Consider the following 25,429-nt stretch of genomic DNA (forward strand, 5'->3'; position numbering starts at 1 on the left):
CGTCCGCAAGGCCCGGGGCGGGTACGGGCCCCGGAGCGTTCGACGAGGGCGGGGCGGGTCCGCCGCCCGGCCGGGTCCGCCGCCCGGCCGGGTCCGCCCCGCCCTCGCCCGGCCCGGGGCTCAGTTCCCCAGGTCCGCGAGCTGCCCGTATCCCTCGATCGACCGGGGGTCGCGCGGTCCGGGCCCGATGTACCGGGCCGTGGGCCGCACCAGCCGGCCCGTCCGCTTCTGCTCCAGGATGTGCGCCGACCAGCCCGCCGTGCGCGCGCACGTGAACATCGACGTGAACATGTGCGCCGGGACCTCCGCGAAGTCCAGCACGATCGCCGCCCAGAACTCCACGTTCGTCGCCAGCACCCGGTCCGGGCGCCGCGCGTGCAGCTCCTCCAGCGCGGCCTTCTCCAGCGCCCGCGCCACCTCGAAGCGCGGCGCGCCCAGCTCCTCGGCGGTGCGCCGCAGGACGCGGGCACGGGGGTCCTCCGCCCGGTAGACCCGGTGGCCGAAGCCCATCAGCCGCTCGCCCCGGTCCAGGGCCCGCTTGACGTACGCGGTGGCGTCCCCGGTCCGCTCGATCTCCTCGACCATGCCGAGGACCCGGGAGGGGGCGCCGCCGTGCAGCGGCCCCGACATCGCGCCGACCGCACCCGACAGCGCGGCGGCCACATCGGCGCCGGTCGACGCGATGACCCGCGCCGTGAACGTGGAGGCGTTCATGCCATGCTCGGCGGCCGATGTCCAGTACGCGTCCACGGCCTTCACATGTTTCGGATCCGGCTCGCCGCGCCAGCGGATCATGAACCGTTCGACCACGGAACCGGCCTTGTCGATCTTGCTCTGCGGCACCATCGGCCGACCCTGGCCGCGCGCCGACTGGGCGACGTACGACAACGCCATCACCGCCGCCCGCGCCAGGTCGTCGCGCGCCGTGCGCTCGTCGATGTCGAGCAGCGGGCGCAGCCCCCACACCGGGGCGAGCATCGCCAGCGCGGCCTGCACGTCGACCCGGATGTCACCGGAGTGGACCGGGATCGGGAACGGCTCGGCCGGCGGCAGCCCCGGACTGAACGCCCCGTCGACCAGCAGCCCCCAGACGTTTCCGAACGAGACATGACCGACCAGGTCCTCGATGTCGACCCCGCGGTAGCGCAGCGAACCACCGGCCTTGTCCGGTTCGGCGATCTCCGTCTCGAAGGCGACGACTCCCTCTAGTCCCGGTACGAAGTCGGACATGGCGGCTCCCTCGGTCGACGGCTGCACGGAGGCCACAGTGGCCTGCCCCAAGATATTGGCGGGTTCCCACGACTCGGGGAAGCGTGACATCCGGCACGGCTCCCCTAATCACCGATGACGGACAGTTGCCCTCCTCGCAAGGCCGGACGCCTCCTCGCGGGTCCTCCCGGGCTGGACGCCCCTCCTTGCCGGGCGGGGGCGACCGCTGCGGCAGGATGACCCCGTGCCCACCGCAGACTCACCTTCCGATTCCATCACCGATCCGGCCGCGATGCGCGAGCAGTACCGCTCCGAGCCCTTCACCGAGGACTCACTGGCCGCCGACCCGATGCAGCAGTTCGCCCACTGGTTCCGGCAGGTCGCCGTCGGCGGGCTGCTGTACGAGCCCAACGCCATGGTGGTCTCCACGGCCACCCCCGACGGCCGGCCGTCCTCCCGCACGGTGCTGCTGAAGAAGTACGACGAGCGCGGCTTCGTCTTCTTCACCAACTACGAGTCCCGCAAGGGCCGCGAGCTGGCCGCCAACCCGCACGTCTCGCTGCTCTTCCCCTGGCACCCCATGGCCCGGCAGGTCATCGTCACCGGCACCGCGTCCCGCGTCGGCCGTGAGGAGACCGTGGCCTACTTCCGTACCCGCCCGCACGGCTCCCAGCTCGGTGCCTGGGCGAGCGCCCAGTCCTCCGTGATCGGCACCCGCACCGAACTGATCGCACGCTACGAGGAGCTGGCCGCCCGCTACCCCGAGGGCGAACACGTCCCCGCGCCCCCGCACTGGGGCGGCTACCGTGTCGTCCCCGCCACGATCGAGTTCTGGCAGGGCCACGAGAACCGGCTGCACGACCGGCTGAGGTACGTGCGCGAGGGCCAGAGCTGGCGCGTCGAGCGCCTGTGCCCTTAGGTCGTGTTGCGAACGTTCCGTCTGGCCCGCGACGCCGGGCACGGCGCCTCGCCATGTTGTCGAGGTCGTCCACGCACGCCCCGTACGAGGACGACCGACGACCCTCCGCCTTGCGATGCACCGCACCGGACGCCGTGGGCCCCGCCCTTCGGGCGGACGACGCTACTTTCGAAACAGGCCCCAGCGGACCGCCGCGCGGCGGACGTTCCGTGGCGGAAACGCAGAAACCCGCAGGCTCTGGTCCCTCCTCACGGAGGAGCCGGCCGGACTTACCGGCGAGCCTGCGGGTCGGTGACTGCTTGGGATTGGCCGACGACCGGCCTGCACTGCGAAGAGCGCGGCAACGGGCGTCAGCCCGCAGCCACCTCACGAGTCCGAGAAGAAATCACTTTTCGGAACACCTCCTTTCACGTGTGGCAGCAGCCTAGGAAGGCGTCGAGCGGCGCTCAACCCATTTATTCCGGCGGGGAGAACCGGGAAGCCGGAAACCGGAAGCCGGGGCCCGAAGCCGGGTCCTGGGCGCCGGAGGCCGGTGGCCGGGAGCCGGAACGGGCTGGTCCCGGCATGCCCGGCGAGCTGCGGCGGGACCGGCCGTGACGGGGCGGCCATGACGGGATCGGCGTGGAGGGATCAGCCGTGGCGGTAGAAGATGCGGTCCCGGTACTCCGTCATCACGCGTCCGTTCCATTCGTGACCACCGTCCACGTTGCCGGACCGCAGCAGCGGCGGCTCGATGCCGCGCGCCACGAGCCGTTCCGCGGCGGCGGCCATCATGGCCTGCATGATCGCGCTGGTGACCACGGTCGACGCGGGCGCGAACGGCGCCTCGATGCCCTCGGTGGTCAGTTCCGCGTCGCCGATGGCGATCTTGCTGTCGAGCACGATGTCGCAGTGGTCCCGCAGGAAGCCGCCCGAGGAGTGCCGGGACCGGGTGCCCTCCGCGTATGCCACAGAGGTGACACCGATGACCTTCAGCCCGAGGGCCCGCGCGTTCATCGCCATCTCCACCGGGAGCGCGTTGCGTCCGGAGAGCGAGATGATCACGAGAAGGTCGCCCTCCCGGGCGGGGCTGGAGTCGAGCACCGCGCCCGCCAGACCGTCGACCCGCTCCAGGGCCGAGCCGAGGGTCGCCGGTACGACGTCGACGCCGACCGTCCCCGGCACCGCCAGCAGGTTCATCAGGGCGAGCCCGCCCGCCCGGTAGACGACGTCCTGCGCGGGCAGCGAGGAGTGCCCGGCGCCGAAGGCGAAGAGCCGGCCGCCCGCGGCGACGGTGCCGGCGATCGCGGCACCGGCCGCCGCGATGTTCCCGGACTCCTCGTCGCGCACGCGCTCCAGCAGGCCGATCGCGGCGTCGAAGAACTTCCCTGCCGGCTTGCTGTCGCTCATCGAAAAGACCCTTTCCGCAAGGGGAGAAGTGTTCACGGGATGTCCATGGGGTGTCGTGCCGCAGATCACGTTGCGGTCTGGACCAGTGGCCTGTCAATGCCGTCTCCGCCGCTTCACCGCATGCTGTTCGACCGGCTCGGCACGGTTGTCAGCGGTATGCGTCAGAATTGGTGGAGGGCCAGCGCACCACGTTTTCCTGTCACAGCACCGAGGGGCACGAATGTCCGGACTGATCGACACCACGGAGATGTATCTCCGCACCATCCTCGAACTCGAAGAGGAAGGGGTGGTCCCCATGCGCGCCCGGATCGCGGAACGGCTGGACCAGAGCGGTCCGACCGTCAGTCAGACGGTGGCGCGGATGGAGCGCGACGGGCTGGTGCAGGTGGCGGGCGACCGCCATCTGGAGCTGACCGGTGAGGGGCGCCGCCTGGCCACCCGCGTCATGCGCAAGCACCGGCTCGCCGAATGCCTGCTCGTCGACGTCATCGGGCTGGAGTGGGAGCAGGTCCACGCCGAGGCGTGCCGGTGGGAGCACGTGATGAGCGAGGCGGTGGAGCGGCGTGTCCTGGAGCTGCTGCGCCACCCCACGGAGTCCCCGTACGGGAACCCGATCCCGGGTCTGGAGGAGCTGGGCGAGAAGGCCGAGGCCGACCCGTTCCTCGATGAGGGCATGGTGAGCCTGTCCGAGCTCGACCCGGGGGCCGAGGGCAAGACCGTGGTCGTGCGCCGGATCGGCGAGCCGATCCAGACGGACGCCCAGCTGATGTACACGCTGCGGAGGGCGGGCGTGCAGCCCGGTTCCGTGGTCAGCGTGACCCAGTCGCCCGGCGGGGTGCTGGTCGGCAGCGGCGGCGAGGCCGCGGAGCTGGACGCCGAGATCGCCTCGCACGTGTTCGTGGGCAAGCGCTGAGTCGTGCCCGGTGCGGCCGAGGGACCTCCTCGGCCGCACCGGGTGCCGTGCCTCGACAGGACGCCGGAGCGGAGCCTGGCGTCCGCTTTTTTTGTTTTGGCGTTCGCTTTTTTGTTTTTCTGTCCGGACCGCAGCGCTTGGACGGGGCACGTGCCAGGCTGTGGCTCCAGGCATGCCTGAGAGTGTCGGCACTCGGCCGCGCGGCCGGGGAGGGAGCAGGCGCATGCGCCCGTCGAACTGGCACGTCCGCCCCACCCAGCACGTCTGTCCTGTCCGTCCGGTCCGCTCCACGCGGCCTGCCCGGCACGTCCTGCCTCTTTGGCGCGTCCGGCAGCTCCGGCGTATCCGGCCGCTCTGGCGCATCCAGCCCGCCCGGCTTCCTGGCCCGTCCGGCTTCCTGGCCCGCCCGGCCCGGCGGGTTCGCCCGGCCCGAACAGCAGAGGGCCCCGGCGCCTGCGGACGCCGGGGCCTGTCCTCCCCTGCTTCGACCCGGAGCCCCGAGCTCCCAGGGTCGGTCCCCACGGGCCCTCATCCCCGAGTGGCCCGCCTCCCGGGGAAGGTCTCCCCTCCGACGCCGGCGCCAACCCTCGGGGCCGGTCACTCGAACGAGGGGTGTTGGTCGACGGAGCCCCGTTTTCGAATAAAGGTTCGATAGTCTGCGTGCGCGTGACCACACGGTGATCGAGCGGGACCGAGCGGTGATCGAGGACGAGAAGGGGGTGCCAGAACCTATGGCGCGGCGCATCGATGTGACCGGGGCCGATGGCGTACGTCTCGCGGCCTGGGAGTTCGCCGAACCGCCCAAAGGGGGCGCGGAGGGCGAGCGGCCCCCCGGCGTCCTCCTGCTCCACGGCCTGATGGGCCGGGCCGCGCACTGGGCGTCGACCAGCCGCTGGCTCGCCGCGCGGTACCGCGCGGTGGGCCTCGACCAGCGGGGGCACGGCCGCAGCGAGAAGCCGGCCGAGGGCCCGTACACCCGGGACGCGTACGTGGCGGACGCCGAGGCGGCGATCGAACAGCTCGGACTCGCCCCCGTCACCCTCGTCGGGCATGCCATGGGGGCGCTCACCGCCTGGCAGGTCGCCGCGAAGCGCCCGGACCTGGTCCGGGCCCTGGTCATCTGCGACATGCGGGCCTCCGCGCTCGGCGCGGCCTCGCAGCGGGAGTGGGAGGAGTGGTTCGCGTCCTGGCCGGTGCCGTTCGCGACGCTTTCCGACGTACGGAAGTGGTTCGGGGAGGACGACCCCCGGGTGGAGCGGCCCAACCCGGCGCGCGGCGACTTCTTCGCCGAGGTGATGGCCGAGCGGGCGGACGGCTGGCGGCCCGTCTTCTCCCGCCGCCAGATGCTCCGGTCCCGTGCGACCTGGGTGTTCGACGCGCACTGGGAGGAGTTGGCCCAGGTCCGTTGCCCGGCCCTGGTGCTCCGGGGCATCGACGGGGTGCTCGGCCGGGCGGAGGCCCAGGAGATGGTCCGCGTGCTTCCGCGCGGGCAGTACGCGGAGGTGGCCGACGCCGGTCACCTCGTCCACTACGACCAGCCGGAGGGCTGGCGCACGGCGGTCCAGCCGTTCCTGGAGCGGTTCGCCGAGGGCTCCCGGAGCGACGGCGACTCCACGAACTCGCCTCCCGGCGAGCGGGCCATGACGGACCGGGCGGGCCATGGCGGATCCGAGGGCCGTTGACGGCCCGGGTCCGGGCCGGGAGTACCGGGGCCGGTCCTGGTACTCCCGTTGACGGTGCGTGATGTGCCGGATTTGGACGGCGGGCCGTGACGGAACCGGGCGGCCCGTCACGGCCCCGGCCCTCAGCCCTTGCTGACCGCCGCCAGGATCTCCGGGAGCCGGTCCGCCGTGCGCGGTGCGGCGATCCGCAGACCCGCCCAGAGGATCAGCGCCCCGTACACCACGCCCGCGGGCAGCAGCGCCCACAGCCACTCGTGCCGGTCGGTGACGCTCAGCCAGACCGTCGCCGTGATCACGGGCGCGCCCAGGACCATGGCCGAGATCATGCCGCCGAAGATCGAGATCCAGGCGAGCCCGGCCTGTCCCGGGGCGACGTTCTTGAACGCCCCGTCCTGCGGAATCGAGTACGGGAACAGCGCCGAGGACACCGCGCCCGTCCCCAGCATCCCGCCCAGCAGGGCGAACGACAGCCCCAGCGCCCCGGGGAGCGCCGTCCAGTCGCCGACCATCGCCGCCGTCAGCACCGTCACCACGGCCGTGTACGGCAGGGTGATCAGCAGCAGCGCCAGCGCCCGCGCCCGCAGTTCGACGTACGCGTCGCGGCGGGAGGAGATCGTCAGCGCCACCATCCAGAACGCGGAGGTGTCCTGGCCGAACTGGTTGTACATCTGGACGCCGAGCATCCCGGCGGCCAGGCAGGCGAAGTAGACCGAACCGTTGCCCTGCAACGCGCTGAACACCGGCACGATCAGCCCCACCGCCAGCGCGGTGACCCAGGACGCCTTGGTCTTCGGGTCGCGCGCGATGTACCGCAGGCTGCGCTCCATCACCGTTCCGGTGCGTCCGGCGGGCAGCAGAGCGGCGAGCCCAAAGCCGCCTCGGCCGGCCTTCTCGCGGGTCGGCGCGGCGGCGGCCAGGGTCGAACCGTCGGGGGCCGTCATCAGCTTCACCAGGCTCCGCCGCCACAGCCACAGCAGGAGGACGAACGCCGCCAGGGACAGCAGGAGCTGCACGGCGGCCTGCCCGTAGAGGCCCCGCGACGCCGAGTCCACGGAGCCGATCGCCGAGGCAGGCGGCAGCCAGCGCACCACGTCGGCCACCGGGGCGAGCGCGGACAGGCCGCCCGCCTCGCCCAGCCGCTGCGCCCCGAAGTTGACCACCTGGAAGCCCACCGCGATCACCAGTCCGCTGAGCACCGCCAGGTCGCGGCCCTTGCGCGAGGTCAGCAGGCGGGAGTTGGCCGTGGCCACGGCCCGGGCCAGGGCCACGCACACCAGCAGCGCGAGCGGCGCGGCGACCACGGCGAACGCCGCCCCGGCCGCCCCGTGCGCCACCGCGATGACCGAGCCCAGCACCAGGCACAGCGTGAACAGCGGACCGATCCCGATCAGCGAGGCCACCAGCAGCGCCGTGATCAGCGGGCGCGGACGCAGCGGCAGCATCACCAGACGGCTCGGGTCGAGCGTCTCGTCACCGGCGGCGAAGAACAGCGGCATCACCGCCCAGGCCACCGCCAGCACCGCGGCCGTCAGCACGACGACGGAGTCGACGTGCGCGTTCCCGCGCATCAGGATCAGCCCGAGCAACTGGCTCGCGGCGAACAGCGCGGCGAAGACGATGGAGGTGATGTACGCGGCGCGCCGGCCCGCCGACTGGCGCAGCCCGTTGCGCAGCAGCGCCAGCTTGAGCCGCACGAAGACGGGGACGAGCGCCGTGCGCCCGGTCGCGGCGGGCCGGACGGTCGCGGCTCCCGCGGGGGTGTCGGGCACGCTCATCGGTCGCCGCCCAGCCAGTCCAGGGACTCACCGGCGGTCCGCGAGCCCGCGCCGACCAGTTCGAGGAAGGCGTTCTGCAGGGAGGGTGCGTCGCCGCGTACCTCGGCCAGGGGGCCCTGGGCCCTGATCCGGCCCGCGGCCATGACGGCCACCCAGTCGCAGAGGGACTCCACCAGTTCCATCACATGGCTGGAGAAGACGACGGTCGCGCCCGAGTGCGTGTACCGCACCAGCACTTCGCGGATGGTCTGCGCCGACACCGGGTCGACGCCCTCGAACGGCTCGTCCAGGAACAGCACTTCGGGGTTGTGCAGCAGCGCGGCGGCGAGCCCGATCTTCTTCCGCATACCGGTCGAGTAGTCGACGACCAGCTTGTGCTGGGAGCCCGCCAGGCCGAGGACGTCGAGGAGCTGGGTGGCCCGCTTGTCGACCTCTTCGCCCGGCAGCCCGCGCAGTCTCCCGGTGTACGCGAGGAGTTCGCGCCCCGAGAGGCGTTCGAAGAGGCGCAGCCCCTCCGGGAGTACACCGATCCTGGACTTCACCTCGACCGGGTCGCGCCACACGTCGTGGCCGCCGATCTCTATGCGTCCCTCGTCGGGGCGGAGCAGCCCGGTGATCATCGACAGGGTGGTGGTCTTGCCCGCGCCGTTCGGCCCCACCAGGCCGATGAACTTGCCCGCGGGCAGTTCGAGATCGATCCCGGCGACCGCGGTCTGCTGCCCGAACCGCTTCCACAGCCCCTGTACGTGAACGGCGGGCGGTGCCGTCGGCACTCCGCTCGCCGTTCCCGTTTCCCCCGGCCGGACTTCTCTTTCGGTCTCTGCCCGGTCCTGCATGGTTCCTTACCTTTCGTCGCCCCGTTTGTACGGACAGCTTACGAAAGGTGTGCGCGGGCCCGCTCTTGCCTACGAAACGTGTGCTCGGCTCCGTCGTCGCCCACGGGAAGCGCGCTCGGGTCCGTCGTCGCCTATGCGAGGCGTGACCGGGCGTCGGCCGCTTCTCGCGCGCAGGCGTAGGCGAGCGGGCCGATGACCTCCTCCACGTCCGGCAGCCAGCGTTGGGCGGACGTGGGGCGGCGGGCCCACTGGACCGCGCCGCGTCCGCCGACCCGGGTCGGCGGAGCGGTCACGCAGCGGCCCTCGCCGTGGCCGACGAGGTCGATCGCGGCGGCGCGCCAGCCCAACTCCCGTACCAGACCGTCCGTCCTGGCCGCCGCGCCCGGAAGGACGAAGAAGAACATCCGCCGGTCGGGGGTGCGGGTGACGGGGCCGAGCGGCAGTTCCATCCGTTCCATCCGGGCCAGGGCGAGGAAGCCCGCGGACTCCGGTACGTCGAGCGCGTCGAAGGAGCGGCCGGTGGGCAGCAGGATCGACGCCGTCGGGTGCTCGGACCACATCCGGCGGGCCGCGGAGCCGCTGCCGGTGGCGCGTTCCGCCCAGTCGGCCCCGGCGGGATGGGCGCCGGGCGAGGCGCAGCCGGTGTCGCCGCAGGAGCACCGCTCCGTGCCGTCCCCCGCCTCCAGCCAGGTGCCGGGACAGACGTCCCAGTGCCGTTCCTCCGCGTATCGCACGGCGGCGTCGAGCAGTTGCCCGCCCCTTTGCAGGGGGATGTGCGTGGCCTGCGCGGCACCGGCGCTCTCCCGTTCCCCGCCGGGCACGTGACCACGGCCGGACGCGGGGACACCGCCGGGTACGTGGCCGTCGTCGGGCTCCCCGGTCCCGGTCCGCTGCCGGACTCCGACGAGATCTTCCACTCCGATGGGCTCTTCCATGATCGGCACAACTCCCGCCACCGGCCGGGGTTACGGGCGTACCGGGCGCGGCCACGGCGTACCGATCCGGTGAACGGGCGCATGGATGCATGGGCGGGGGCGCGCGCGAGACGGCGCCCGGGCGGGTCGGGTAGCCATGTACGGGCGAGGCCGCGACGACCGTCCGCGGCAGCGCCGGAGGGGCGCCCGCGGCACCGTCGGAACGGCCGGCCTCCGTCGTGCGGCGACAGGGGTGACAGGTAATGACAAGGAACGGCAAGGAAAAGCAAGGAACAGTAAGGAATAAGACGGACGTGACGAACACGATGAATGTGCGCATTTTCCGTGCAATCGCCGGGCATTGATCCGCTCATCGATCTCTGCGGCCTCTGGGGGAAACATGGCAGCCAGGCCTCTCGTCGCCCGTCAGCCGAACGAACGGCTCCAGGCGCTCATTCAGGAAGCCGGATGTTCCAACGCCGGCCTTGCCCGCCGCGTCAACATGGTCGGCGCGGAGCGCGGCCTCGACCTGCGGTACGACAAGACCTCCGTGGCCCGTTGGCTGCGCGGGCAGCAACCGCGCGGCAGGGCGCCGGGCATCATCGCCGAGGCGCTCGGCCGCAAACTGGGCCGTACGGTCACGATCGACGAGATCGGCATGGCCAACGGCAAGAACCTGGCGTCCGGCGTCGGTCTCCAGTTCGCCCCGACCGTCATCGGCGCGATCGAGCAGGTCTGTGAGCTGTGGCGGAGCGACGTCGGCCGTCGCGACTTCCTCTCGGGTTCGACGGTCGTCTCCTCGGCCCTGGTCGAACCCAGCCGCGACTGGTTGATCACCGGCGCCGACCCGCAGGTGGCGCGGACCGCCGGGGCCCGGGTCGGGATGTCGGACGTGGCCGCGGTCAGGGCGATGACGTCCGCGCTGGTCGATCTCGACCACCGGTTCGGCAGCGGCCACGTGCGGCCGGTCCTCGTGCACTATCTGAACAGCGTGGTGTCCGGGCTGCTTTCGGGCGCGTACCGCGAATCGGTCGGACGGCAGCTGTTCGCCGCGGTCGCCCGACTCACCGAACTCGGCGGATACATGGCGGTCGACACGGGCCAGCAGGGGCTCGCCCAGCGCTACTACATCCAGGCGCTGCGGCTGGCCCAGGCGGCGGGCGACCGGGCGTACGGCGGTTACGTACTGGCCGCGTCGATGAGCCATCTCGCCGCCCAGCTCGGCAATCCGCGGGAGATCGCGCAACTGGCGCGGGCCGCGCAGGAGGGGGCGCGCGGACACGTCACCCCGCGCGCGCAGGCGATGTTCCACGCCGCGGAGGCGCGCGGCCACGCCCTGCTCGGCGACGCCCGCACCTGCCAGGCCGCGGCGGGCCGGGCGTCGGCGGCCATGGAGCTCGTCGAGCCGGACACCGGCGACGACCCGGACTGGATCGCACACTTCGATCACGCCTATCTGGCCGACGAGTTGGCGCACTGCCACCGCGACCTCGGCCAGGCGGAGGCCGCCGCGCGTCGGGCGAAGGAGGCCCTGGACGGTCATCCGGAGTCCCGGGCGCGCCGACGCGGCATCGGACTGGTGCTTCTGGCCACCGCCCAGGTCCAGTTGCGCGAGGTGGAGCAGGCGTGCCACACCGGCACCCGGGCCATGGAGCTGCTGGCATCGGTGCGTTCGAGCCGGGGCGCGGAGTATCTGGACGACCTGCAGCAGCGTCTGGTCCCGTACGGGGACGAGGCGGCGGTACGGGAGTTCGGGGCGCGTCTGGAGCTCCAGGCGGCCTGACGGGCCCCGCCGGTTCCGCGCCCGGCCCACGTCGCTTCCCTGCCGTCCCGCGTCGGTTGCCTGCGTCGTCCTGCGCCGGTTCCCTGCCGTCCTGTGTCCGTTCCCTGTTGTGCCGGGTGTCCGACGGTCCTCCGACCGTGTCTTGAGGGCTGCCGGGTGCCCGGCCTCTGTGAAGGGGCGGTGAGTGACCGGACACGCTTGGCGGACGACGGGGACCACCCGATAGCGTGAGCCGACGATTCCGTAGGTTCACATGTAGGAGTCCCGGTGACGCAGAGCGGACAGGGTGACGAGCGGCAGCTCCCTGCTGTACGGCCCGCGCACGAAGGTGTCGTGCTGCCCGCGGGTGGCGGCGAGCCCTGGATACCAGGGGGGCCCGGCGAGCAGGGCGCCCCGGCGGGCGGTCAGTCGTGGGGGCAGCCCTGGGGGCCGCAGGCGGCGCACCCGGACGCCTCGTCGCTGCCGCAGCAGGCCGCTCCGGAGCAGGATCCGTACGGGCAGGCGCAGTACGGGCAGGCGCCACAGGGGCAGTCGTACGGGCAACCGCTGCCCCCGATGCAGCAGCAGCCCCCGCAACATCATCAGCACCACCAGCCACCCCAGATTCCACAGCAGCCTCAGCACCAGCAGCCGTCGCAGCCGTATGCCCAGCCCCTGCCGCCCGAGGCGGTGCCCCCCGCGGGCGGGGACGCGGACGCCACGCGGTACATCGCGCCGGTGCCCGGCGGACCGGCGCCGGGCGGGCTGCCGCCGGAGAACCCCGCGGAGGCCACCCAGTTCCTTCCCCACGGTGCGCAGCCGCAGCAGCAGCCGTACCCGCAACAGCAGCAGCCCGCGCACGGCGGTGACGCGGAGGCGACCCAGTACATCCCGCCGGTCCCCGGCGGCGCCCCGTACGGGATCAGGCCCGGCGCCCCCGGTGACCGTCAGCCGCCGGCCGAGTTCGACAACCTGTTCCGCGAGGACGGGACGGCCGGGGCCACTCAGCAGATGCCCCGGCTCGCCCCCGCGCAGCAGCACCCGGGCGGCGGAGCCCATCAGGCACCCCCGGCGCCGCGACCGGGGTACCAGCACGCGGACGAGCCGCAGGGGCGGGCCGCACCGCGCAAGAAGCGCGCGCACGTCACGCTCATCACGGCGGTCGTCGCCGGCTGTGCCGTCGTGGGGCTCGGCGCCGGTGCGCTGATGAGCGGCGGCGACGGCAAGGGCGACGACGACAAGCAGCCCGTGGCGGCCACCGGTTCACCGTCGAACGAGGCCCCCCGGAAGTCGGCCGAGGACCCGGTGAAGACGCAGGCCGAGGCGCTGGACAAGCTGCTGGCGCACAGCAACAACAGCCGTTCGGCGGTCATCGGCGCCGTCGAGAAGACCAAGAACTGCCAGGACCTGGACCAGGCTGTGACGGACCTGAAGGACGCGGCCCGGCAGCGCCGCGATCTGGTGACCCAGCTCGGACAGCTGAACGTCGACAAGCTGCCGGACCACGAGCGGCTGACCGCCGCCCTCACCAAGGCGTGGCAGGCGTCCGCCTCCGCCGACGACCACTACGCCGCCTGGGCCGAGCAGGCCAAGCAGGGCAAGAAGGTCTGCAAGCACGGCAAGGCCCGCACGACGCACGAGACGCAGCAGGCCACCGTGCGCAGCGGCGAGGCGAGCAAGGCGAAGCAGCAGGCGTCGGAGCTGTGGAACGTGATCGCGTCCAAGTACGGACTGACCACGCGGGAAGCGGTCGACCTCTGAGGAGGGCGGTCGGTCTCCGACGGCGGGGCGCGCGCCGGGGCGAGGCGGCCGGGACGGGATGACCGGCCCCGGCCCGCGCGGCGGCAGGAGTCCCTGCGTCGGCGGGGCGTATGCCCGGCGCGGGTGAGGAGCGGGGCCGCTCCTCACCCGCTCACCCCCTGGCGCTGGCGTCCGACAGCGTCTCGGCGACGTCCACGAAGCCCTTCTCGTCCTCGACGAGCCGCCCGTCGCGGACCACCTGGAACGTCACCTTGGTGTTGACGATGCGGGGGTAAGCGGACGAGCCGAGCGTGTCCGAGAACCGCCAGCGCAGTGGCGGTGTCAGCCCGCCGGTCTCGATCCGCGGACCGTGGCCGAGCGCTCCGACGACCTTTCCGGCGGTGACCTCCGGGGAATCGATCGCCTTCACGATCTCGTTCAGCACGGTGTAGGCGATCCACGTGGTCTGGACGCCCGGGTCGTCCGGGTCGATCCGGTTGTCGCCGAAGGCGTGCTCGCGGACCACCGCCCGCATCTCGTTCCAGCGGGAGTCGCTCGGCGCCGGGTACCAGCCGGTGACGTACGCACCCTCGAACGGACTCTTCCGGCCACCGGTGCTGTCGATCATCTGCTGCCCGACACTGCCGAGGACGGACGAGATGCGGACCTCCCCGTACGAGGGTTCGAGCCGTCGGAAGGAGTCGAAGAAGGTCTCCGTACGGCTCCCGAGCACAGCCGTCACACAGCCGCCGCTCCGGCCTGCCGCCCGGAGCGCGCGACCGGCGGCGTCGTCGTACGACGTGGCCGCCTCGGCCGCCCGGATGTCGGCGGGGGCGGGGCGGTCGGCATCGGTGAGGCCGGTCTTCAGGAGCCACGCCTGGCCGTCGCCGCCCAGGGTGTCGGGCCGCACCACGGACACCCGGTCGCAGCGGCGGGCCAGCTGCCGGGCGTTGCCCGCCAGGAGCGCCGACTGTCCGCCGTTGACCGGGAAGGAGTTGTAGCTGCTGAACTCCTCCTCGGAGGCGCCGTAACCACCGATGAAGGGGATGCCGGCGGTCTCCAGCGGTGGCATGAACGACGAACCGTGCCGGCTGTAGGAGCCGACGACCGCCACCGCCTTCTTCTCGACGGCCAGCCGGGCGCAGTTGGCGGCGCCGACCGGGGTGTCCGCCTCGTCACAGGTGACGACCCGCAGCTCGTGACCGTTGAGCCCGCCGTTCTCGTTGACCCAGCGCCCGTACGCGACCGCCATGGCGGTCATGCCGGACATGTCCAGCGTGTCGGGACCCGTGGTTCCCGCGGGGGCCCAGGTGACCACGGTGACGGGCTCCCTGGAACCCCCCGTGGCCCCAGGGAGCGCGCCGCAGCCGGTGGCCAGCAACGCCCCGGCCGCCACCGCGCTCATGAGGAGTCCGCGGGGGCGGGGGGAGGTGAGGCGTCGCCGTCCGGTCATGGACAAGGAGAATTCCGCCCCCGGGGTAACGGCGCTGTGTGCTCCGTACAACGCGCGGTGGCGTCCAGGTGAATTACGGGGGCCCGCGCGGTTGGCTGAAAAGGGAACGTACGATCGACTCTCGTGCAGCAAGGTTCGCAGAACACTTCCCGCCGTGGCCGCCGCTCCTCCACCATGGGCGGCATGCCGCTGAACGACATGCCGTGGTGGCGCTGGCGCAGCAATGTGCGCTCGGCGCTGCACATGCTCTCCGACCCCGTCTTCCACCAGGAGTGCTGGCTGGCCGGACGGGAAGGGTACGGCGACGTCACCGACGCCGTGTACCGCTTGGTCGAGGACACGTGGCTGGACAACTGGTCCGCCGAAAAGTACGTCGGCACGATCTTCCGCGACGCGGACGAGGCCGCCCTCGTCGATGCCGCCGTGCTGCGGGTGCTGCGCATCATGCACCAGATCGGCGCGGACGCCCCCGTTTCGGCGTACCTGGAGCACCCGGGCTGGCCGGAGGCCGTGGTCGCCGCCGGGGAGGCCCATGTGCTGCTCGCCACCAACGACGGCGAGGACCCGGACACCCCGCCGCGCTCTCTGGACGTGCTCCGCATCATGACCGGGTCCGCATCATGACGGGCCGGGGTGCCGGCTGCTCGGCCTGACGGCAGGTCCGAGCGGCGGCCGGTCCTCGTGCGGGTGCGTATACATCATGATCGGGTCCGCATCATGATCGGGTCGGCCTGATCCCGGCCCGATGTGGCACGCTACGGGAATGACCGTGCCACATTCCGCCGAACCGGCCGAGACCACCTCCGAGCAGTACGTCCTCACGCTTTCCTGCCCCGACAAGCAGGGCATCGTGCACGCCGTGTCGAGCTATCTCTTCATGACGGGCTGCAACATCGAGGACAGCCAGCAGTTCGGCGACCACGACACGGGTCTGTTCTTCATGCGGGTCCACTTCTCGGCGGACAGCCCGGTGACCGTGGAGAAGCTGCGGGCCAGTTTCGCCGCGGTCGGCGACTCCTTCCGGATGGACTGGCAGATCCACCGTTCCGCGGAGCGGATGCGGATCGTGCTGATGGTCAGCAAGTTCGGCCACTGCCTCAACGACCTGCTGTTCCGCTCCCGGATCGGGGCGCTGCCGGTCGAGATCGCGGCCGTCGTCTCCAACCACACGGACTTCGCGGAGCTCGTCGCCTCGTACGACATCCCGTTCCGGCACATCCCGGTGACGAAGGAGACGAAGGCGGAGGCGGAGGCCGAGCTGCTGGAGCTGGTCGAGGCGGAGAACGTCGAGCTGGTCGTCCTCGCCCGCTACATGCAGGTCCTCTCGGACGATCTGTGCAAGCGGCTGAGCGGCCGGATCATCAACATTCACCACTCCTTCCTGCCGAGCTTCAAGGGCGCGAAGCCGTACCACCAGGCGCACGCGCGCGGCGTGAAGCTGATCGGTGCGACGGCGCACTACGTGACGGCCGATCTCGACGAGGGGCCGATCATCGAGCAGGAGGTCGAGCGGGTGGGCCACGACGTCACCCCGGACCAGCTGGTCGCCCTCGGCCGCGACGTGGAGTGCCAGGCGCTCGCACGGGCGGTGAAGTGGCACGCGGAGCGGCGCATCCTGCTCAACGGCCACCGCACGGTGGTCTTCGCGTAGCGCGTGCCGGGCACTGTGGGCCGGACGCCGTGCGGCCCCGCCCCGTCCCCGCTCGTCCAGGGCGCGGGCGGGGCGTTGCACGCCGGGTGAGACCGGTCCGGATGCCGCTCGCACCCGGCTGCCGGGCGCGGCGTTCCACGTTCGGCAGCGGCGGCTCGGTCGCCGGCCGCAACTCGTCGCCGATGTCCCACGGCTTCCACCGAGCCGCCGTCCCGACATCCCCGGAGCACCGACCCGGACGACCCGACCACATCGGAGATCATTTCGTCGGGAGTTCTCAGAGGCGGCTCAGCGAGGCCGCGGTGAACAGGATGTCGCGGATCGCCTCGCGGTCGCCCTGCTGACCGGCCGCCGCGTCCACCGGAGGCACCCGCCCGGCGATCAGCTGGCAGAACTCGACGCCGTCCAGCGCGATCTGCGCCACCGTGTGCGCGGGCGAACCGGAGGCGGCGGGGGAGTCCAGCGGGATGTACCAGCTGCCGCCGCCCGAGCCCTCGATCTCCAGATGCAGCGAACGGCCCGGCGAACCCGCCGTCACCAGATGACGTACGGGCCCGGCCAGTCCCGTCCTGCGGCGTTCGGCCAGCGCCGCGGGCAGCACCCGGGCCGCCAGGTCGACGATCCGGTTCAGATGCGGGGCGGACGGCGCCTCGTACGGATAGTCCACCGCGTCCGCGATGTCACCGCCGTGCACCCAGCATTCGAAGGCACGCTCCAGCAACGCGTCGTGCATCGGCAGCGCGAAGTCGCCGTACGGGACGGAGAGCTCGGAGACTCGGCGGCCCGCGAACGACACGGTGCGGATGAGGGTGTGGCTCTGCGCCCGCCACGGCTCGTGGACCGAGCGGGTGGGCGGCAGACGGGTCGCGGACCAGTACCGCTCCGTGCGGGCGGTGGGCGACAGCGGCCAGTCCTCGGCCCGGCCGATGGTGCCGTCGCCGAGCGGCACGTCCAGGCCGAGTGCCGTGCCGACCAGCCCGTCGACGGTCATGAGATGGCCGACGACACCCGCGACCGTCGTCCTGCGACGGGCCTGTTGCTCGTCCTCGAACCACTTCAGCCGCACCGGGGCGTGCCACTCGCAGTCGCCGATGTCGTGCAGCAGCGCGTCGAGCCGGGCGGTCTCCGCCTCGTACGGAGCGGCCCAGTCCGGTACCGGGATGGCGGCCGGGCGACGGGTCAGGCAGGAGTCGATCACCCGGGAACGCAGCGCCGGATCGAGATCCAGACTGCGGTCGGTCTGCAACAGGCCGACCGCGTCGCGCAGCCGCAACGCCTCGTCCGCGCAGGTGGCGCACTCGGTCAAGTGCGCCTCGACGGCCTCGGTCTCCTCCGCCGAGCACGCGGCCAGCGCCCAGGCGCCGAGCAGCGACTTGAGGACGCGATGGGGCAGCAGCGGGGCCGGCGGCTCCGTCGGCTTCGGCGGCAGCGGCGGGGCCTGTGGATTCGGTGAGCCCGGCGGGCTCTGCCGGTTCGGTCGATTCGGCGGGGGCGGCGAGGCCGAGAAGGCCGGTGGGTTCTGCGGCTTCGGCGGCGTCAGCGGGCCGGATGGTGCCACGGCGGATTCCCGTTCCGGTGTCGTCGGCCGCGGTTCGTCGGATGCGCACGCCCGTTCCTCGGGTGCCCACGGTCGCTCGTCCGGCGTCCGGTGCCGCTCGTCGGGCGGGGACGCCGGCGCGAGCGGCGGCAGCGGCAGGGAGCCGAGGTCGAAGTCGTCGGCGGCCGCCCGCGGTCCCGGTATGCGCGGTGCGCCCCGCACCTCCTCGTCGCGTCCCTCGCTCTCGTCGTCGCGTCCGTGCGCGCTGCCGTCGGTGGTCACAGCGCCCGTCCGTATCCGGGCGGGGACGCACCCTCCAGCGGGTGGGTGTGGGCGGTGGACAGCAGCTGCAGCCCGAGCCGCAGCCGGCGACGGGCCTCGTCCTCGGTGACCCCGAGGTCGGCGGCGGCCTGCCGGTAGTCCCTGCGCTGGACGTAGGCGAGCTCCAGCGCGGCGCGCAACGGGGCGGGCATGGACGTCACGATGTAGTCGGCGCGGGCCGAGGCCGTGGCCCGGCGCACCCGCTCCTCCAGCTCGGCGCCGGTCCGCCCGTCCGCGTCCTCGGCGGGGCGGTACGTCTCGCGCAGCCGCCGTACGGAGTGCCGGTGCGCGAGCCGGGCCACCCAGGAGCGCATCGAGCCCTGCTTCGGGTCGTAGGCGTCCGGGTTCTCCCACACGTAACCGAAGACCTCGCGGGTCACCTGGTCCGCAGCCGTCTCGTCATCGAGCATCCGGTGGGCCTGGCTGTGCACGAGCGAAGCGAACCGGTCGTAGAGCTCGCCGAGGGCGGCCGCCTCACCGCGCGTCAGCCGCTGCTGCATCTTGCGGTCCCAGCGGGGTGGTGCGTTTTTCGCCATGCGACCCCCAGCCCTGTTCCCCTCGTCACACCGAATGTAGTCGGCGGTGCCGACCACGGACGACCCTTTGTGGCAAGTGCGCCCCCGGAGAGGCCGGACGTGGTAGAGAAGGCGCCGTCTCGTCGCCGTGGCGAAATCGTATGCGAACCAATCATTTCGGTCCGGACGCGACTATGTCCTCTCGGGCCTCTCGGGCCTCTTGGGCCTCTCGGTCCTCTCGCGCGAGCCGGTGTTTCATGAGCCTGCGGCGGGGCACCCGCGAGAAGGCACGGAAACTTCCGGAACGTCGGACGAGCCGATCGAAGACGATCGAAAACGGTCGGAAACATTTGTAAGTAGTCGAAAATCGACGCCACGGAACGGCGTCGGAGGACACGGAACGAGAGGCCCAGTCGCGTGACACTGAAAGTGGCCGAGACCGTGCATGGCAACTGGACCGTGCTGCGCATGCGCGGCGAGCTGGATCTGGTGTCGTCGCCCGCGGTGCGCCGGTCCGTCCATGAGGCGGTCGCCGAGGGCCGCCACGACGTGGTGCTCGACCTCTCCGAGGTTGAGTTCTGCGATTCCAGCGGCGTCGGCGTACTGATCGCGGCCCGCCGCCTGATGCGCTCGTGCGGGGGCCGGCTGCGGCTGATCCTCCCGGCGCGGGGCGTGGAGGAGGGCTCGCACGTCAACCGGGTCATCGGCGTCCTCGGCGTACGCCGTCTCTTCGACATCTACCCCGACCGGCGCGCGGCCGTCGACGACGGGGCCCGGCCGCTCCTGGTCCGAGGGCCGGAGGAAACGGGGCACCGGCCCCCGCCGTCAGGAGAACCGCTCGCCGCCGGGAGGACGCCTGCCGTCAGGAGAACCGCTCCCGCAGCCGGTACTTCAGCACCTTCCGCAGGGTCTCGTTGCGTGGCAGCTCCGTGACCACCTCCAGCTGTTCCGGCAGCTTGTGCACGGAGAGTCCCCGTTCCCGCAGGTAGCCGGTGATGTCCGGCAGGGTCGGCGGGGCGGCGCCCGCGGGCTGTTCCACGACCGCGCAGACCCGCTCGCCGCGCTCCGCGTCCGGGAGCCCGATCACCGCCACGTCCCCGACCTGCGGGTGTCCGTGCAGCAGGTCCTCTATTTCCTTGGCGGAGACGTTCTCGCCCTTGCGGATGATGATGTCCTTCAGCCGCCCGGTGAGCACCAGATGCCCGCTCGGCTCGACATGGCCGATGTCCCCGGTGATCAGGAACCCGTCGGCGTCGAAGGCGGCGGCCGTCGCCGCAGGGTCCAGGTAGCCCTTGCAGACGGCCTCCCCGCGCAACCGCACCTCGCCGTCCGTGCCGTGCGGCAACGGCATGCCGTCCTCGTCCGTGATCCGGATCTCCATGCCCGCGGGCGGGCGCCCCTCCGTCCCGGCGAGGTGCTCCGCCGTGTCGTCGGGGGAGCCCATCGTGATCATGGGGACCTCGGTCATGCCGTACCCGTGGGTCAGCTGGACGCCCATCTCCCGCACCACCGCGTGGTACAGCTCCGGCGGCTTCGGCGCCCCGCCGCCCGCCAGCAGCCGCAGGGTGGGGACCGGCCCGCGGTCCGGGGTCCTGCGCTGCTCGGCCAGGAACATCGAGTAGAACGCCGTGGAACCGCCCGCGACCGTCACCCCGTGGCGCCGGTACTCCGCCAGCGCGTCCGGCATCGCGAAGTGCTCGAAGAGCACCGCCGGGAACCCGTAGAGCAGCAGCATCACCGCGTAGTCGGGCCCGCCGACATGGGCGAACGGGAACGCGATCGAGCCGATGTCGTCGGCCGACAGGCGCAGCGCGTGGGCCAGGCAGGAGCCGCCCGCGATCAGGCTGCGGTCGGTGTGCAGGACCCCCTTCGGGTCGGAGGTGGTGCCCGAGGTCCAGTAGATCCAGCGGACCGCGGTCCCGTCGGCGGGCGGCGGGGGCAGCACGGCCGGATCGCCGTCCGGCAGCGACGCGTACACCTCGAAGACCAGCGGTACGGGCCCGGCCGCCGGGGCCGGTGCCGCCTCCGCGGCCGGTTCCGCCGTGACCGCTTGCGGCGTCGAGGCCCATGCCGCGACCAGCCGGTGCGCCATCGCCGTGTGGTCGAAGCCGCGCCAGGTGCCCGGCACGGCGAAGAAGCCGGCCTTCGACTCGCGCAGCGCGAACCCCGTCTCGCGGTCCCGGTGGAACGGGATGACGGGCGACTGCACGGCCCCGATCCGGGTCAGCGCGAACGACAGCAGCACCGTCTCGATCCGGGTCGGCAGCTGCCAGACGACCACGCTTCCGGGGCGCACCCCCATCCCCCAGAGCCCGGCCGCGACCCGTTCGCCGCGGTCCCGCAGCTCCCCGAAGGTCAGGGAGCGGTCGTCCTGGATCAGGAACGGGCGGTCCGGCGTCAGGGCGGCCCGTCGCTCCACGAGCTCCCAGAAAGTGCCCGACGTGCCCAGCGCGTGTGCGGTCTCGTCCACGGCGAACCCCTCAAAAGCTGACGGTCAGTCAGATCGTTCGGAGAGCGTAGAGCGCCGCGCCTTGTCGGTCCAGGGGTGCGGGGCTAGCCTGAGTCCGGAGTCGGATCTGACGGGTCATCAGAAATGAATATCGGGAAAGTGTCCGCCGGGGACGGAAGTCGGACCGCGGGGGACGGAAGGAGACCCCGTCGGGGCGCGAAGAGCCCGCCGGGGACGGACAGGGGACACCGTGACGGAGAAGGGGACACCATGACGGAACTGCCTCGGATCGTCAGCGTCGACGACCACGTGATCGAGCCGCCGCACCTCTTCTCCACCTGGCTGCCCGCCAAGTACCGCGAGCGCGGCCCGCAGCCGCTCACCGCGGGCATCGGGGAACTGGCGTACGTCGGCGGCAAGTACGTGATCACGATGGACCCGGACGGGCCGCCCACGGACTGGTGGATCTACGAGGACCTGAAGTTCCCGTACAAGCGGAACATCGCCGCCGTCGGCTTCGACCGCGACGACATGACGCTGGAGGGCATCACCCGCGCCGAGATGCGGCCCGGCTGCTGGAACCCCGCCGAGCGCCTCAAGGACATGGACCTCAACCACGTCGAGGCGAGCCTGTGCTTCCCCACCTTCCCGCGCTTCTGCGGCCAGACCTTCGCAGAGGCGCGGGACAGAGAAGTGGCGCTCGCCTGCGTCCGCGCCTACAACGACTGGATGGTCGAGGAGTGGTGCGGCGACAGCGGCGGACGGCTCGTCCCGCTCTGCATCATCCCGCTCTGGGACATCGGCCTGGCGGTCGCGGAGATCCACCGGAACGCGGCGCGCGGCGTGCGCGCGGTGACGTTCTCCGAGATCCCCACCCATCTCGGCCTGCCGTCGATCCACACCGGCTACTGGGACCCGTTCTTCGCCGCGTGCCAGGAGACCGGCACGGTCGTCAACATGCACATCGGGTCCAGCTCGCAGATGCCCGCCGCTTCCCCGGACGCCCCGCCCGCCGTCCAGGCCAGCCTCTCCTTCAACAACGCCATGGCCTCCATGATGGACTTCCTGTTCAGCGGGGTCCTGGTGCGCTTCCCCCGGCTGAAACTCGCCTACAGCGAGGGCCAGATGGGCTGGATCCCGTACGCCCTGGAACGCGCCGACGACGTCTGGGAGGAGCACCGGGCCTGGGGCGGGGTGCGCGACCTGATCCCCGAGCCGCCGTCCACGTACTACTACCGGCAGATCTTCTGCTGCTTCTTCCGGGACAAGCACGGGGTCGCCTCGCTCGACGTCGTCGGACGGGACAACGCCACCTTCGAGACCGACTACCCGCACGTCGACTCGACGTTCCCGCACACCAAGGAGGTCGCGCTCGACCACGTCAAGGGGCTGGACGACGAGACGGTCTACAAACTGATGCGCGGAAACGCGATCCGGATGCTCGGCCTCGACCTCGACCGCGACCGCCGCCCGGCCCCGAACGGCCGTACCGGCCAGGGAGCGTAGGCGCGCGATGGATCTCGCGTACACGGAGGCGGAGGAGGAGTTCCGGGCGCGGCTGCGCGCGTGGCTGGCCACCGTACTGCCCGCGCTGCCCGCGAAGCCCGACCCCGACGACTGGCCGGGGCGGCGCGCGTACGACACCGCCTGGCAGCGGATGCTGTACGACGCCGGCTACGCGGGCCTGCACTGGCCCGTCGACGCGGGCGGACAGGGCGCCACCCCGACCCAGCACCTGATCTTCCTGGAGGAGACGGAGAAGGCCGGCGCTCCGTACGTCGGCGCCAACTTCGTCGGACTGCTGCACGCCGGGCCCACCGTCGCCGCCGAGGGAACCGCCGAACAGCGGGCGCGCTGGCTGCCCCCCGTACTGCGCGGCGACGAGATCTGGTGCCAGGGGTTCAGCGAGCCCGACGCCGGATCGGACCTCGCCGCACTGCGGACCAGGGCCGTGCGCGACGGCGACCACTACGTGGTGAGCGGCAGCAAGATCTGGACCTCGCACGCGGAGGTCGCCGACTGGTGCGAACTGCTGGTGCGCACCGACCCCGAGGCCCCCCGGCACCGGGGCATCACCTGGCTCGCCATGAGGATGGACACCCCGGGCGTCACCGTCCGCCCGCTGCGCACCCTCGCCGGGTCCACCGAGTTCGCGGAGATGTTCCTCGACGAGGTGCGGGTGCCGGTCTCCCACCGGGTCGGCGCGGAGAACGACGGCTGGCGGGTCACCATGGTCACGCTCTCCTTCGAACGCGGCACCGCCTTCGTCGGCGAGGTCGTCGCCTGCCGCCGCACCCTGGCCGCCCTGGCCGCCGAGGCCCGGACCAGCGGGCGCTGGGACGACCCGGTGCTGCGCCGGCGGCTGGGCAGGCTGAACGCCGAGTTCCGGGCGCTGTGGCGGCTCACCCAGTGGAACGTGAGCGAGGCGCAGGCCGGCGCCGGCCGCGGCCCGGCACGGGCGGCCCCCGGCACGGGCGGCGTACCCGGCACCGGGGGCTCGGTCTTCAAACTGCGCTACTCGCACGCCCGTCAGGAGCTGTACGAGACGGCCGCAGAGGTGCTCGGCGCGGACGCCGCCGATCTGGACCGGGAATGGGTCCTGGACCGGCTCTCCTCGCTCTCGTACACGATCGCCGCGGGCACCTCGCAGATCCAGCGGAACATCGTCGCCGAGCGGATACTCGGCCTGCCGAAGGGGCGCTGAACCGGCCATGGACTTCCAGCTCTCGGACGACCAGCGGGCCCTGCGTTCGGGGATACGGGACATCCTCGCCGGGCGCTTCGGCAGGGACCGGATGCGGACGGCCCTCGATACGGGCACGGCGGTGGACCGCGGACTGTGGAGGGAACTCGGCGAGGCGGGCTTCTTCGCACTGCGGCTGCCGGAGACCGAGGGCGGCGCCGGGCTCGGACTGCCCGAGGCGGTCCTCCTCTTCGAGGAGGCCGGGCGGGCGCTGCTGCCGGGACCGCTGATCACCACGCACCTCGCGGCGGGGGCCGTGAAGGGCGCGGCGGAGGGGACGGCGGTGGTCGCCGTGCTGGAGCCGGGCAGCCCGGTGGAACACCTGGGGGACGCGGACGCACTGCTGGTGCTCGCCCCACAGGGCGCGGGTGCGTCGGAGCCGGCGCCGGGACCGGAGCGGGCGTACACCGTGACGGGCGGAGAACTGCGGGACCTCGTGGGCGAGGCAGCCGAGCCCGTACGGTCGCTCGACCCGTTCACCCCGCTGTGGCGGATCAGCGCCCCCGCCGGAGCACCCCACGAGCGGCTGTCCGGTGAGCTGTTGCCCGGCCGGACGGCCCGGTGGCGTGACGAGGGCGCCCTGCTCGCCGCCGCCGAACAGCTCGGCAGCGCCGCCCGCACGACCGAGCTGGCCGTCCAGCACGCCGGTGGACGCGAGCAGTTCGGCGCCCCGATCGGATCGTTCCAGGCGGTCAAACACCTGTGCGCCGACATGCTGGTCAGGGCCGAGTTGGCGCGCTGCGCCGTCTACGCGGCGGCCGTGACCGCGGACCCCGTCGAGATCGCCGGGGCCAAGCTGCTCGCCGACGAGGCGGCGGTCCGCAACGCCCGCGACTGCCTCCAGGTGCACGGCGGCATGGGCTTCACCTGGGAGGCGGACGTCCACCTGCACCTCAAGCGGGCCTGGCTGCGCTCCGGCCGGTGGATCGGGGCGGCGGCGGCCGAGGAACGACTCGCGTCGGATCTGCGCAGAGGCGCCGGGACACCGCACTGAGACCGGCGCGGGGTTCCGCACGGGACCGGCGCGGGAGTTCGGCGCCGACGCCGGGTTCGGACTTGTGCTGAAACTGTCTGGGATCCGTGCCCGATCCGGTCGGGATTCGTGTCGGTCGGTTCGAATCTGTGCTCGATTCGGTCGGGTTCCGTGAAGAATTCCCGCCCGTAGATATGTGCGAACGCGGTTCGCGGAGAGGTGACGGAGGGGCCCCACGGCCTCACAGTACGGAGTCACGCGGTGCGTTCGGCCTCTCGGGAGCGAGGCCCGTGCCCGCGGGGGATTCGTCACGGGGCGGAGTCGGCGGTCACCTCGGGTACTCTCCGTGGGGTGCGAGAGGTTCTGGAGCCGGGTGTGCCGGACGATCCGGGAGTTGCCCGCGTGGCGGCTTCGGACCGGAGGGGGCGGCCGGCCCGCGTTTCGGGTGGTGACACCGGTTCCGCCCGGGAGATTCCCGAGACCTCCACGCGCTTCTGTTCGACTCCCCGCAATGTGCGTCGCACAGTATGTACCACGCGTACTCCTTCGCGCTGGAATATGCCCGAAGCGCTTGTTGCGGTGACTGTACGTCAACCATGCTGTCGCGTACGGGAATCACGTTCCGTGACCCCGAGGAGGCGCGAGGCG

At 72.3% G+C, this 25,429-nt stretch carries 19 protein-coding genes and 1 pseudogene; 11 read left to right on the forward strand and 9 right to left on the reverse strand.

Going from position 1 to position 25,429, the window contains the following annotated elements:
• Positions 1-120: 120 nt before the first annotated feature.
• On the reverse strand, positions 121-1,230 hold the full coding sequence (locus ACFYXM_RS15470; protein WP_389289573.1) for a citrate synthase 2: 1,110 nt from the start codon (positions 1,228-1,230) through the stop codon (positions 121-123).
• 271 nt (positions 1,231-1,501) lie between these two features.
• Between ACFYXM_RS15470 and pdxH the strand changes: the two genes are divergently transcribed.
• Entirely contained in the window at positions 1,502-2,128 is a 627-nt protein-coding gene (gene pdxH, locus ACFYXM_RS15475) for a pyridoxamine 5'-phosphate oxidase (RefSeq protein ID WP_389289795.1), read from the forward strand.
• A 630-nt stretch (positions 2,129-2,758) separates the two neighbouring features.
• Here the strand turns inward: pdxH and ACFYXM_RS15480 are convergent.
• Complete coding sequence (locus ACFYXM_RS15480; RefSeq protein WP_389289574.1) at positions 2,759-3,517, reverse strand: SIS domain-containing protein; 759 nt, start codon at positions 3,515-3,517, stop codon at positions 2,759-2,761.
• Between the two features lie 220 nt (positions 3,518-3,737).
• Between ACFYXM_RS15480 and ACFYXM_RS15485 the strand changes: the two genes are divergently transcribed.
• Together ACFYXM_RS15485 and ACFYXM_RS15490 are read left to right on the forward strand one after the other, a co-directional pair.
• The gene (locus ACFYXM_RS15485; protein WP_362624250.1) at positions 3,738-4,430 is read left to right on the forward strand and encodes a metal-dependent transcriptional regulator; all 693 of its coding nucleotides are present in this window, start codon (positions 3,738-3,740) and stop codon (positions 4,428-4,430) included.
• Between the two features lie 731 nt (positions 4,431-5,161).
• Entirely contained in the window at positions 5,162-6,112 is a 951-nt protein-coding gene (locus ACFYXM_RS15490) for an alpha/beta fold hydrolase (RefSeq protein ID WP_389289576.1), read from the forward strand.
• 122 nt (positions 6,113-6,234) lie between these two features.
• On the opposite strand, the gene ACFYXM_RS15495 is transcribed toward ACFYXM_RS15490, so the two are convergent.
• The 3 genes from ACFYXM_RS15495 to ACFYXM_RS15505 form a co-directional block, all read right to left on the reverse strand.
• Complete coding sequence (locus ACFYXM_RS15495; RefSeq protein ID WP_389289577.1) at positions 6,235-7,887, reverse strand: transporter; 1,653 nt, start codon at positions 7,885-7,887, stop codon at positions 6,235-6,237.
• Entirely contained in the window at positions 7,884-8,723 is an 840-nt protein-coding gene (locus ACFYXM_RS15500) for an ABC transporter ATP-binding protein (RefSeq protein WP_389289579.1), read from the reverse strand. Before ACFYXM_RS15500 ends, ACFYXM_RS15495 begins: the two co-directional genes overlap by 4 nt.
• Before the next feature lie 131 nt (positions 8,724-8,854).
• Entirely contained in the window at positions 8,855-9,658 is an 804-nt protein-coding gene (locus ACFYXM_RS15505; protein ID WP_389289581.1) for a bifunctional DNA primase/polymerase, read from the reverse strand.
• A 379-nt stretch (positions 9,659-10,037) separates the two neighbouring features.
• On the opposite strand from ACFYXM_RS15505, the gene ACFYXM_RS15510 reads away from it, so the two are divergent.
• Both ACFYXM_RS15510 and ACFYXM_RS15515 read left to right on the forward strand, forming a co-directional pair.
• Positions 10,038-11,420 carry a transcriptional regulator gene (locus tag ACFYXM_RS15510; protein WP_389289582.1) on the forward strand — a complete coding sequence of 461 codons (1,383 nt, stop codon included), beginning with the start codon at positions 10,038-10,040 and terminating at the stop codon, positions 11,418-11,420.
• Positions 11,421-11,687: 267 nt separating this feature from the next.
• Positions 11,688-13,160 (forward strand): hypothetical protein, encoded by a 1,473-nt coding sequence (locus tag ACFYXM_RS15515; protein ID WP_389289584.1) that lies wholly within the window; start codon positions 11,688-11,690, stop codon positions 13,158-13,160.
• A gap of 151 nt (positions 13,161-13,311) precedes the next feature.
• Here ACFYXM_RS15515 and ACFYXM_RS15520 read toward each other — a convergent pair whose 3' ends face one another.
• A complete protein-coding gene (locus ACFYXM_RS15520; RefSeq protein ID WP_389289586.1) occupies positions 13,312-14,592 on the reverse strand; it encodes an ABC transporter substrate-binding protein in 1,281 nt (426 codons plus the stop codon).
• Positions 14,593-14,766: 174 nt separating this feature from the next.
• On the opposite strand from ACFYXM_RS15520, the gene ACFYXM_RS15525 reads away from it, so the two are divergent.
• Both ACFYXM_RS15525 and purU read left to right on the forward strand, forming a co-directional pair.
• Positions 14,767-15,216: a hypothetical protein gene (locus ACFYXM_RS15525; RefSeq protein ID WP_389289797.1), complete on the forward strand. Its 450-nt coding sequence runs from the start codon at positions 14,767-14,769 to the stop codon at positions 15,214-15,216.
• Between the two features lie 139 nt (positions 15,217-15,355).
• Positions 15,356-16,243 carry a formyltetrahydrofolate deformylase gene (gene purU / locus ACFYXM_RS15530; RefSeq protein WP_389289588.1) on the forward strand — a complete coding sequence of 296 codons (888 nt, stop codon included), beginning with the start codon at positions 15,356-15,358 and terminating at the stop codon, positions 16,241-16,243.
• Positions 16,244-16,520: 277 nt separating this feature from the next.
• On the opposite strand, the gene ACFYXM_RS15535 is transcribed toward purU, so the two are convergent.
• Positions 16,521-18,062 (reverse strand): zf-HC2 domain-containing protein, encoded by a 1,542-nt coding sequence (locus tag ACFYXM_RS15535; protein ID WP_389289590.1) that lies wholly within the window; start codon positions 18,060-18,062, stop codon positions 16,521-16,523.
• On the reverse strand, positions 18,059-18,637 hold the full coding sequence (locus ACFYXM_RS15540) for an RNA polymerase sigma factor (protein WP_389289591.1): 579 nt from the start codon (positions 18,635-18,637) through the stop codon (positions 18,059-18,061). Before ACFYXM_RS15540 ends, ACFYXM_RS15535 begins: the two co-directional genes overlap by 4 nt.
• 396 nt (positions 18,638-19,033) lie before the next feature.
• On the opposite strand from ACFYXM_RS15540, the pseudogene ACFYXM_RS15545 reads away from it, so the two are divergent.
• Positions 19,034-19,399 (forward strand): annotated as a pseudogene (locus tag ACFYXM_RS15545) (STAS domain-containing protein); the annotation flags it as partial.
• Positions 19,400-19,478: 79 nt separating this feature from the next.
• Here ACFYXM_RS15545 and ACFYXM_RS15550 read toward each other — a convergent pair.
• Entirely contained in the window at positions 19,479-21,086 is a 1,608-nt protein-coding gene (locus tag ACFYXM_RS15550; protein WP_389289593.1) for a class I adenylate-forming enzyme family protein, read from the reverse strand.
• 249 nt (positions 21,087-21,335) lie between these two features.
• Here ACFYXM_RS15550 and ACFYXM_RS15555 point away from each other — a divergent pair, with 249 nt between their 5' ends.
• The 3 genes from ACFYXM_RS15555 to ACFYXM_RS15565 are packed head-to-tail and all read left to right on the forward strand — an operon-like array spanning position 21,336 to position 24,802.
• A complete protein-coding gene (locus tag ACFYXM_RS15555; protein ID WP_389289595.1) occupies positions 21,336-22,571 on the forward strand; it encodes an amidohydrolase family protein in 1,236 nt (411 codons plus the stop codon).
• A 7-nt stretch (positions 22,572-22,578) separates the two neighbouring features.
• On the forward strand, positions 22,579-23,769 hold the full coding sequence (locus ACFYXM_RS15560) for an acyl-CoA dehydrogenase (protein ID WP_389289597.1): 1,191 nt from the start codon (positions 22,579-22,581) through the stop codon (positions 23,767-23,769).
• A gap of 7 nt (positions 23,770-23,776) precedes the next feature.
• The gene (locus tag ACFYXM_RS15565; RefSeq protein ID WP_389289598.1) at positions 23,777-24,802 is read left to right on the forward strand and encodes an acyl-CoA dehydrogenase family protein; all 1,026 of its coding nucleotides are present in this window, start codon (positions 23,777-23,779) and stop codon (positions 24,800-24,802) included.
• Positions 24,803-25,429 lie beyond the last annotated feature (627 nt).

It is taken from the genome of Streptomyces sp. NPDC002476, assembly GCF_042889785.1.
Classification (GTDB): domain Bacteria; phylum Actinomycetota; class Actinomycetes; order Streptomycetales; family Streptomycetaceae; genus Streptomyces.